Source organism: Gemmobacter serpentinus, assembly GCF_008973825.1.
Taxonomy (GTDB): Bacteria; Pseudomonadota; Alphaproteobacteria; order Rhodobacterales; family Rhodobacteraceae; genus Gemmobacter; species Gemmobacter serpentinus.
The window spans coordinates 55,679-66,086 of the sequence record NZ_WCHR01000021.1 but is presented as its reverse complement, the minus strand read 5'-3'; the positions used below and the strand labels follow the sequence as shown (position 1 = coordinate 66,086).

Below are 10,408 nucleotides of genomic sequence, written 5' to 3'. Positions count from 1 at the left end.
CCGACGCATAAAAACCGCACCATAGTGTCCACCATCTATAGCGGACACTATCCGTCACTCTCACATCGCGGCAGAGCGGTCAGACCGGACGCTTACATCTTTGGCAATCAGTGCGTAGATGGTCGAGCGGCTGAGACCCGTGATAGCTTCCACTTCCGGGCGGCGCAGTAGGCGGGGAACGGGCTGCTGCGGACTTGCGGTGCGAAATGCGGTTTTTTTGAGTGTCATTACGTGTGGCTCCAAGCGGCCGAGGCTGGAGTACCTCGGCTCGTGTTGGAAGCTGCGCTCGGGCGTCTTCGCAGTCGTTGGACATAACTATGGAAAGCTAGTTTTTCGGCTCGTCGATCATTTCGCGCTGCCCAAGTGCCCAGCCTGTTTTCCAGCGTTTTAGAAGTTCCTCGTTATTTTTTAGGGCCGGTATATGGTGGCGAAGTACAGCTTCAAAAGTATCTGGGGCAGACGTCAATACAGCTGCTGCCGCAGGCTCGATTTGCTGAGCTAAGCGTGACAGGGCGCACAGGTATGCATCGATGGCACTGTGGAGGGGAGACTTAGGGGCGGGGTAGTGATTGCGAGAGCGGGTTAGGCCCATCCCCTCGGCGTATCCGATCAGGTGAATCGCAAAAGAACGGCCACGACGACGCTCGATCCTTCCCTCTCGCTTTGCTGTAGCGTCGAAGCGTCCGGCCAGCAGTGAGCGACTATCTGATTGGAGGCGCATCACGCTTTCTATGTGACGAGCGAGGTCTGCGGCTGCTCGAGCGTTTTCGGCAGACATGATTGCGACCGGTGGATCGGGATCGTCACAGGCCACTGAGGCTGGGTCGTCTGGCTCGAGTTCGTCGGCGGTAAGCAGCTCCGCAATCTCGTGGCCCGCAGCGGCGCGTCGAAGGTGTTCCCTGTGGTATTCATGAAGCATTTCAAGATACGAGCCCAAATACTCCACCAAGCCTATCAGGTATTCCTTCTGAGCGGCTGGCTCCAGTGAGCTAAGCTTCACCGAGAGGGACGTGCGAGGGCCGCGATCCATTGTTTCACCGAGGCGCAGAGTTTCGTCTTGCGCCAATTTCAGAGAGGTATCGAGCAGGGATTTCATGTTCGTCTGGATACCAATTAGGCGGTCGAAGAACTCTGTCTCTGAAGGCTTCTCTGTTCCGAGAAAGCTAGACCTGATGCCCGTCGTCGCTTCGCGAGCCAAAAGGTGTTCAGCTCTCTTTGTAACTTTGGCAACGACCGCTTCAAAATACTCTTTTGATACCGGCGGCTTCCTTGGCATCCGGTCGCTCGTGGGGCGCTTTCGGTGAGGCGGGGCTGGGGTCATATTGAATCGAGCAAGTCTGCCCACTCCTGCATCATCGATATACGCTCGGCGAGGTACTCAGCCTGATTGTAGCTGGCACGTGTCTTGTTCTGTTCTGAATGCGCCAGTTGCCGCTCGATCACGTCAGCACGAAAGCCCAGCTCGTTCAGCAGCGTTGAAGCGGTTGCGCGAAAGCCATGTCCTGAGAAGCCGATTGTCCCCGCGCCGTTCATCCCCATCCGTTCAAGGGCACGGTTCACTGTGGTGGCGGACATGAACTTCTCAGGGTCGCGAAGATTGGGGACCAGGTATTTTTGCCCCCCGGTATGGCTGTGCAGGCCACGAAACAGCATGACTGCTTGCCGCGACAGAGGAACAAGATGGGGCTCGCCATTCTTCATAACTATGTCGGGGAGCCGCCACTCTGCACGCTCAAGGTCGATGTGCCGCCATTCCGTCTTGCGCAATTCGACAGTACGCACAAAGGTCAGCAACATGATCTTTATGGCGATCTTGGTGGTGTCGTGCCCGCCATATGCATCCACGTGCTCAAGAAGCTCACGGATCTGGCTGCGTGACAGCGGCACCGCATGTTTTGTTCTCGGCATTTTCACCGCTCCCCGCAGGGCGGCGGCCGGGTCAGTCTCTGCGCGTTGTGTAATGATGGCATATCGGAAGATTGCGGAACACCATTGTCGAATGTTGCGGGCAATGAATGGCGCGCCGCGCGCCTCTGCCGTCTGCATGACTTTCAACAGCTGCGCCGCTGTAACGCTTCGGATTGGCAACCTGCCGACTATCGGCAAGATGTCATTTCTGAGCGCGGTTTCGATCTGCTTACGATAGTAATCGCTGACATCGCTCTTGGTCTTCGCAAGCCACTCTTTGGCGAGGGTTTCGAACGTGTTGGAATTTGAGGCTAGGTTCGAGTCCAAGCCAGCGCGTCGATTGTGTGCGGGATTGATCCCTTGCTTTATGAGTGCGCGGGCCGCCTCGTTCGCCTTGCGCGCATCTTGCAGGCTCAGAGTGGGATAGGCACCGATTGCAAACATATTTGCCTTGCCGCCCAGCCTGTAGCGCAGCCGCCAGAGCTTTGTGCCGTTCGGGCGTACCTCCAGCACCAGGCCATTACGGTCTGCCAGCCGGGTTACCGCTTTGGCCGGATCATGTTTGGCATTCTTGCAGGTGAGATCTGTAAGGGCCATTGAGCGTGAGTATCCCCGATACGATACTCACATATGTACTCACAAAAATGCTGGCTTCCTAGGGTATTCTGTGGAAGGTCGCGGATGATTTTTCTGAATACTTATTTGATAGTATGGGCTTGTTGGAACGTGAAGGACATAGGTGGAGCTCAATGCCGATTTTCGATCAACAGAAGCATCGGGCCGGGCCTTGCGAAAAAGGGGATGGAGGGGGGTGAACCCCGCGCATCGTCGCGCTATACATGGGCGAAGCTGGCGGGCAAGGTCAAGTCGATCCCCGGGCGTGACAAAGGCAGAGGCGGGCAAACCGCCGTAAAGGTGGAGGGCAGCAGTGCGTGGGTTTCTGTCAGGTGTGATCTGGGGCGGAGTGGTTTCGGTGCTCAGTCTGGGTGTCGTATCGCAATTGATCGAGGCCCCGGCGCCGCAAGTCGCCGCCAACTCGCCGCAAGCGCCAGCGCCAGATGCTACGGGCGCTGATGCACCTGAGGCGGCGATGCCTGCGCCGGAAGGGGCCGCGTCGGATGCTACCGCATCTGCGGGTCCAGCCGCCGAGGCACCTGCCGCAGAAGGTGCGGAACCATCTGCATCAGAGGTGCCTGCGGCCCAGCCGCCCGCAGCCGAAGGCCCTGCGCCGGGCTCGCCTGCGCCCGCAGGCCAGATGCCCGCAGACCCTGCGCCCGAAAGCCCGGCACCCGAAACGCCGGCACCCGAAAGCCCTGCACCCGAAAGCCCTGCACCCGAAAGCCCTGCGCGAGACACCTCTGTGCCGGCAACGCCTGCGCCCGAGGAACAGGTCCTGGCGGAAGTCCCTGCCGAGGCTGTTGGCGCAGCGCCCGCTGCGGCGGCCGATCCCGTGGCAGATGCGCCCGGCACCGTGACCGATCCGGCCGCACAACCCGATGGGGCAGCGATCGAGGCACCGCAAGGGGGGCAGGTGCAGCCCGGCGCGGATGGGGCCTTGCCCGACCAGCCCGCGACCAACCAGCCCGCGACCGACCAGCCCGCGACCGATCAATCTGTCGCCGAAGTGACTGTGCCTGACGCGACCGACCCGGCCCGAGATCCTGATCCCGCAACCGAGGCCGATCTGGGCCCCTTGCCCGGCGAGGTGCCCGCCCATTCACCGCTCGCGCCCGAACCTGCGCCGGAACCCGAGGTCGCGGTCGAACCCGCCGCCCCGTCCGAGCCGCTGCTGGATCGGCCGACGGCGGAAGCCGAGACCGATGACGCCGGGGCGGGCGCAGGAATCACCACCAACCGCCTGCCGCGCATCGAGCCTGCCCCCTCAGCCCCGGTCGATCCGGCGGAAGAGGTGGTCGTGCAGGATGATCGTCCCTTGGCGCGCTTCAAGGCTGCGTTCGAGAACCCCGCGAACAAGCCGCTTTACGCCATCCTGTTGATCGATGACGGCAAGGCCGAGATCGACCGCGCGGGTCTGGCCGCGCTCAGCGTGCCTGTGACCATCGTGATCGATCCCGCGATCCCCGATGCCGCCAAGCTACAGGCGCTCTATCGCGGCGCGGGCAAGGAGGTGGCGATGCTGGCCACCGGCATCCCGAAAGGGGCGAAGGCCAGCGACCTGCAGGTGACGTTCGAGGCGCATTCAACCACGCTTCCCGAGGCGGTGGCGGTGGTCGATCTGCCGCAGGACGGGTTCCAGAACAACCGCTTGCTGGCCGCCGATGTCGTGCCGGTGCTGAAAGATCAGGGGCGCGGGCTGGTCACCTTCGACCGGGGCTCGAATGCGGGAGACCAGCTGGCGCGCCGCGAGGCGGTGCCTTCGGCGGTGATCTTCCGCGAGTTGGATGCGGACGGCGAGGCTGCCCCGCTGATCCGGCGCTATCTGGACCGTGCCGCCTTCAAGGCCGCGCAGGATGGTCGGGTTGCCGTGCTGGGGCACGCCACGCCGGAGACCATCACCGCCGTGCTGGAATGGTCGCTGGAAGGGCGGGCGGGGTCGGTCGCGCTGGCACCGCTGACCGCCGTGATGTCGCAGCCGGAGTGAGATGGGCCTGCCGTTGGGGGCTGCTGACGGATCGTCTTGGCGGCAGATCACGCATTGGATTTGGGGGCAGGGGTGGCGTGCGCCACCCCTGTGCCACCAGCGTATTCATCAAACGGATCATCAAACGGGGCCGGGCAGACGGCGCGCGCCCGAACTGGCGGGTGTTTGGCAAAGGCAGAACGCGCAGACTGCTTTCTGAACTGGAATCATTTGATCGGACGACATGGGACCGGCTGGGAGGCCGATGACCGTAAAACAAGAAAGCCCCGGGATCGCCATCATCCCGGGGCTTTCCTGTTTCTGCTTTTCCCAATTATCCCGGTGAGGCGCGCATTTTTGCGCGCCTTTGCCAAGTGACCTGAGCCGCTGGCTCAAGAGGGGGCCCCGCTTCCTTTTGCCCTGGCGCAACAGGGGGACTGGACAAGGCAGACCCGAATGCGCCTCAAAGCAAAGGCCGCATCATCTGCATTGGCATCTGCCTCTTGCAGCCCCTCAGATGCCCGGTTCAGCTATTGCCGCGCCGTGCGAACAGGCCCGCATCTTCGGCTGCACGACGCAGGGCCTTGGATTTGTTCACCGTCTCCTGGAACTCGGCCTCCGGGTCGCTGTCATAGACCACGCCGCCGCCCGCCTGGATGTAAAGTTTCTCATCCTTCAGCACGGCGGTGCGCAGCGCGATACAGAAATCCATCTCGCCATTGGCGGCGAAATAGCCGACGCCACCGCCATAGACGCCGCGCTTTTCCGGCTCCAGCTCGTCGATGATTTCCATCGCGCGCACCTTGGGCGCGCCGGACACCGTGCCCGCAGGCAGGCCCGCCAGCAGGGCGGAAAGCGCGTCCTGCCCCTCGGCAATCTCGCCCACCACATTGGAGACGATATGCATCACATGGCTGTAACGCTCGATGATGAACTTCTCGGTAGGCTTCACGGTGCCAACCTTGGCCACCCGACCCACATCATTGCGCCCCAGATCGAGCAGCATCAGATGTTCGGCCAGTTCCTTCTGGTCTGACAGCAGGTCAACCTCCAGCGCCTTGTCCTCTTCCGGGGTCGCGCCGCGTTTGCGGGTTCCGGCGATCGGGCGGATGGTCACCTCGCCATCGCGCAGCCGCACGAGGATCTCGGGGCTGGCCCCGACAACCTGAAAGCCGCCGAAATTGAAGAAGAACATGAAGGGCGAGGGGTTGGTGCGGCGCAGGCTGCGGTAGAAGGCGAAGGGGGGCAGGGCAAAGCTCTGCGTCCAGCGCTGCGAGGGCACGACCTGAAAGATATCGCCCGCGCGGATATAATCCTTGGCGCGTTCCACCGCCTGCTTGTAGCCGTCATGGCTGAAATTCGAAACCTGCTCGCCAACCGGCGCGGCCTCGCCCAGATCGCGTTGGGCTTGCGGCGTGCGGTCCAGATCGCGCAGGGCATCCATCACCCGCTCTGCCGCCTGCGCATAGGCTGCCCGCGCCGAAAGGCCCGAGGCCACCCAAGCGGGGGCGACCAGCGTGACCTCGCCCTTTACCCCGTCCAGCACGGCCACGACTGAGGGGCGCATCAGCACCGCATCGGGCAGGCCCAGCGGATCGGGATTCACATCCGGCAGATGTTCGACCAGACGGATCATGTCATAGCCGAGATAGCCGAACAGCCCCGCAGCACCCGCCGGAATGTCGGCGGGCATATCGATATGGCATTCCGCCAACAGCCCGCGCAGCGTCTCGAGCGGATGGCCATCGAGCGGCTGGAACGCCGCCGGATCAAAGCGCGCCTCGCGATTGATTTCCGACTGCGCACCGCGGCAGCGCCAGATCAGGTCGGGCTTCATGCCCACCATGGAATAGCGCCCGCGCACCTCGCCGCCCGTCACGCTTTCCAGCATGAAGGTATCGGCGCGCGCCTCGGTCAGTTTCAGCATCAGGCTGACCGGCGTGTCCAGATCGGCGGCAAGCCTTGCATAGACCAGCTGGTTGCGCCCGGCATTCCAGCCTGTCTCGAAGGCCTCGAAGCGAGAGATGATCGCCATGGGTCGGCCTCAGCGCAGCATTTGCGAATGAACGGCGTCGATATTCGCCTGATTGAAGGTGATGCCGGCCTGTTGCGCGAGGCCCGCGGTGAACAGCGAGAGCGCATCCTGCGCCAGCCCCTGCTCGACCTGCATGGCAATCGCCCCTTTCAGCGCGATGGCATCAGTGCCGGCGCTGTCTGCGGGCATGACCGCATTGACCTGAACCAGACCGACATAGGACGGGCTTTCAACCACCGCGACACCGCCCTGAGGAAGTTTGAAAGCCTCGGCCATCAGACTGTCGGGGGTGGCCTCGATCCGGCCATCGCGGGCGATCTCGCGCGCGACCGAGACGATCCCGAATTGCCCGATCGGGGTGCCTTTCTCGACCTCGGTCTTGATCTCTTCCGCGCGCGCCATCAACGCCTTGTGCAGCGCATCGCGATGCCAGGCTTCGGTGACGGCGGGTTTGGCCTCGTCAAACGGGATCGGCGTGGCCGGCACGGTCTGATCCATGCGCAGCGCAGCGATGCCGCCATCATTAAGCTGGATGGTTTCGGCGAAATCGCCTTCGGCGGCCTTGGCTGCCGCATCGCGGAAGGCAGGATAGCCCACGATCTGCTCGTCTGATTGGGCCGAGAAATCCAGCGTGGCAAGGGTCATGCCCTGTTCCTTGGCCAGATCTTCCAGCGTGGCACCGCCTGCCAGGGCGTCATCGACGGCTTCGGTCTTGTCGGCAATCTCGCGGCGTGCGGCATCTTGCTGGTATTCGGTGGCCAGATCGGCGCGGGCATCCTCAAAGCTAGTTTCCTGCGCCGCAAGCACGGCGTTGATGCGGTAAAGCGCCGGGCCAAGATCCGAAGGCAGCGGGCCTGCAATGCCCGGCTCGGTCAGGGCAAACACCCCATCCGCGGCCGCGCCAAGCTCGGCGCGGGTCACGTCGCCCATATCGACATCAATCAGCTTCAGCCCGCGCTCGGCCACCAGCGTATCGAAGGCCTCGCCCGCATCCAGGCGTGCCTTGGCGGCCTCCGCCTCGGCGTCAGAGCCAAAGACCAAGCGCTCGACCAGACGGCGCTCGGGCTGGCGATACTGATCGGCGCGCGCCTCATAAAGCGCGTGCAGCTCATCCTCATCGACCGGCATGGTCTTGGCCAGATCCTCGGGCAGCAGCGCAACATAGGTGATGCGCTTGGCCTCGGGCTTGGTGAAGGCCGCGACATTGGCCTCGTAATAGGCTTGCAGCACGGCATCATCGGCGGCAGGCAGCGGTGCGGTCAGCGCGGATTCGGTCAGCGTCAGCACCGACAGCCCGCGCCGTTCGGCGATATAGGACTGGATGGTGGTGGTCAGCGTCTCGGGCGCGACAAAGCCACTGGCGACAGCGCCCGTCAGCAGGCTGCGGGCAATATCCTCGCGCACGCCGGTCTCGTATTCACGCACCGTCATGTTGTTGCGGCGCAACGCCTCTTCATAGCCGCGGGCATCGAACTGGCCCGAGACGCCCTTGAAGGCATCCATGGCGCGGATTTCATGCGCGACAGCCAGATCGCCGACGGACAGGCCGATGCGATCGGCCTCGTTGTCCAGCGCGTAATTGGTCACCAGGTTCTGGCGCACCTGCGCATCGATGCCGAATTGCTGCGCCTGTTCCAGCGTGAGCGGCGTGCCCATCTGCTGGCCGAAGGTGGTGATCTGGTTTTGCAGCGCGCGGGCATAGCGGTTGGCGTCGATGTCGCGATTGCCGACAGTGCCGATCGACAGGCTGGCGGTGCCAAAGCTGGTGATGCCATAACCGCCAAAGCCGGTCACGACCATGGCCAGCAGGGCCCAGGCCAGGAACGAGCCGCCGCGGCGCTTGCGTTTCGGGCTGTCGGTGTCGCTGTCTTTGGTCATGTCTGGCCTGTCGAACGTGAAATCATGGAGGGTTCTATGCCGGTTTCACGGCAGCGGAGCAAGGGTGGCGGGCTGCATCAGCCGGGAAAGCCCTGCAGGCGGCGGAACATTTCCGCGATCCCGCCTGCATCGACATTGGCGAAGGCGATGCGGAACTGTTGGGCCCCTTCGGGATGGTTGTCAGGCTGGAACATGGTGCCGGGCAGCATCAACAGGCCCGCTTCGCGCACCAGGCGGCGGGCAATCTCGGGCGAGGCGGCGCGGAACGGGTGTTCGACATAGGCGAAATAGGCACCGCAACCGAGCAGCTTCCATCCCTCCAGCGCGCCGAAGCCTGCGACCATCGCAGCGCGGCGCGCAAGGATTTCGGCCCGTTCGCCCGCCACCCATTGGCCTAGATTGCGCATCCCCCAAAGCGCGCCGATCTGGCCCAACTGGCTGGGGCAGATCGCGACGGTATCGAGAAACTTTTCCACCTCGGCCAGTTGCGCGGTCGAGGCGACGACCGCACCGACCCGGTGCCCGGTCAGCCGGTATGCCTTGGAGAAGGAATACAGGTGGATCAGCACATCGTCCCAGTCGGGATCGGTGAACAGATCATGCGGGCGGCCGCCGATCTCAAGCCCGTGCCGGCTGTCGAAATCGCGATAGGTCTCGTCCAGGATCAGCGCAAGGCCGCGCGCGCGCGCCAGATCGCGGAAGGCCGCCAGCAGGGCTGGTGGATATTCCACGCCGCCGGGATTGTTGGGGCTGACCAGCACGATGGCGCGGGTGCGCGGTGTGATCAGGGCGGCGGCGCGTTCCGGATCGGGCAGCAGATCGGGGCCGGTCGCCAGCGGCACCGAGGTGACGCCCTGCATGTCCAGCCACATCTTGTGATTGAAATACCAAGGCGTCGGCAGGATCACCTCGTCGCCCGCGCCCGCCAGCGTGGACATCACGGCGGTGAAGGCCTGATTGCACCCTTGGGTGATCGCCACATTGCCGGGCGCGATGGTGCCGCCATAGGCCGCAGACCATTGCGTGGCGATCTCCGCCCGCAATTCGGGCAGGCCCAGGACGGGGCCGTAAAGATGGGCGGCCCCTTCGCTGAGCGCTGCATCTGCCAGCGCCTGACGCAGACCCAGTGGCGGGCTTTCCACCGGGGCTGCCTGGCTCACATTGATCAGGGGGCGCTCGGGCGGGAAGGTCACGCCCTCAAGCCAGCGCCGCGCCTCCATCACCGGCGGGGCAAAGGTTGCGGCCATGGCGGGATTGAGGGGCAGGGACATTGGGCAATCTCCGTTGCGCGGGCTGTGGGTATGGCGGGGGCTTCCGCCCCCCATCTCCCGCGGAGATGTTCCCCGAGGATATTTGGGAACAGATGAATGGGCAGATCATCGCCCCCTCTCATCTGTTCAAAAATATCCTCAGGGGGTGAGCCCCGCAGGGGCGAGGGGGCGCGAGCGCCCCCTGTGAAATCAGTCGGTGCCGCGCATCGGCTGCACATATTGCAGCGCCATATCCCAGGGGAAGAAGATCCAGGTGTCCTGGCTGACTTCGGTAATATAGGTATCGACCTGCGCGCGCCCGGCGGGCTTGGCATAGACGGTGGCGAAATGCGCCTTGGGGTAAAGCCTGCGCACCAGTTCCAGCGTCTTGCCGCTATCGACCAGATCGTCGACGACCAGAATCCCCTCGCCATCGCCCATCAGATCGATCTGCGGGCTTTTGGTGACCACCGCATCGGCCTGGGCCTGATGGTTGTAGCTTTTCACCGAGATCGTATCGACCACGCGGATATCCAGCTCGCGCGAGACGATCATCGCGGGCACCAGCCCGCCGCGAGTGATGCCGACCACCGCGCGCCAGCTGCCATTCGCACCCGGACCCTTGCCATCCAGCCGCCAGGCCAGCGCCCGGCTGTCACGATGGATCTGGTCCCAGCTGACATGGAAGCCCTTTTCATGCGGCAGGCGGTCGATCATGGTGTCCTCTTCATGTGGCTGGCCCGATCAAACGGGCGC

Annotated in this window: 8 protein-coding genes; 1 reads left to right on the top strand and 7 read right to left on the bottom strand. The window is 63.6% G+C overall.

Annotation, left to right across the window (positions count from 1 at the left end; genetic code table 11):
- Positions 1–60: 60 nt before the first annotated feature.
- From GBJ34_RS21240 to GBJ34_RS14420, 3 genes are all read right to left on the bottom strand, one after another.
- A complete protein-coding gene (locus GBJ34_RS21240; protein WP_151719925.1) occupies positions 61–228 on the bottom strand; it encodes a helix-turn-helix transcriptional regulator in 168 nt (55 codons plus the stop codon).
- 97 nt (positions 229–325) lie between these two features.
- Positions 326–1,276, bottom strand: a complete 951-nt coding sequence (locus tag GBJ34_RS14425; protein ID WP_151719924.1) for a hypothetical protein — start codon at positions 1,274–1,276, stop codon at positions 326–328.
- Between the two features lie 41 nt (positions 1,277–1,317).
- Positions 1,318–2,505 carry a tyrosine-type recombinase/integrase gene (locus GBJ34_RS14420; protein WP_151719923.1) on the bottom strand — a complete coding sequence of 396 codons (1,188 nt, stop codon included), beginning with the start codon at positions 2,503–2,505 and terminating at the stop codon, positions 1,318–1,320.
- A gap of 331 nt (positions 2,506–2,836) precedes the next feature.
- Between GBJ34_RS14420 and GBJ34_RS14415 the strand changes: the two genes are divergently transcribed.
- Complete coding sequence (locus GBJ34_RS14415) at positions 2,837–4,510, top strand: divergent polysaccharide deacteylase family protein (RefSeq protein WP_151719922.1); 1,674 nt, start codon at positions 2,837–2,839, stop codon at positions 4,508–4,510.
- A 505-nt stretch (positions 4,511–5,015) separates the two neighbouring features.
- Here the strand turns inward: GBJ34_RS14415 and trpE are convergent.
- From trpE to gpt, 4 genes are all read right to left on the bottom strand, one after another.
- A complete protein-coding gene (gene trpE / locus GBJ34_RS14410; protein WP_151719921.1) occupies positions 5,016–6,524 on the bottom strand; it encodes an anthranilate synthase component I in 1,509 nt (502 codons plus the stop codon).
- Between the two features lie 9 nt (positions 6,525–6,533).
- The gene (locus GBJ34_RS14405; protein ID WP_151719920.1) at positions 6,534–8,402 is read right to left on the bottom strand and encodes a peptidyl-prolyl cis-trans isomerase; all 1,869 of its coding nucleotides are present in this window, start codon (positions 8,400–8,402) and stop codon (positions 6,534–6,536) included.
- 77 nt (positions 8,403–8,479) lie between these two features.
- Complete coding sequence (locus GBJ34_RS14400; RefSeq protein ID WP_151719919.1) at positions 8,480–9,673, bottom strand: aminotransferase; 1,194 nt, start codon at positions 9,671–9,673, stop codon at positions 8,480–8,482.
- Positions 9,674–9,862: 189 nt separating this feature from the next.
- The gene (gene gpt / locus GBJ34_RS14395) at positions 9,863–10,369 is read right to left on the bottom strand and encodes a xanthine phosphoribosyltransferase (RefSeq protein WP_151719918.1); all 507 of its coding nucleotides are present in this window, start codon (positions 10,367–10,369) and stop codon (positions 9,863–9,865) included.
- Positions 10,370–10,408: the final 39 nt, after the last annotated feature.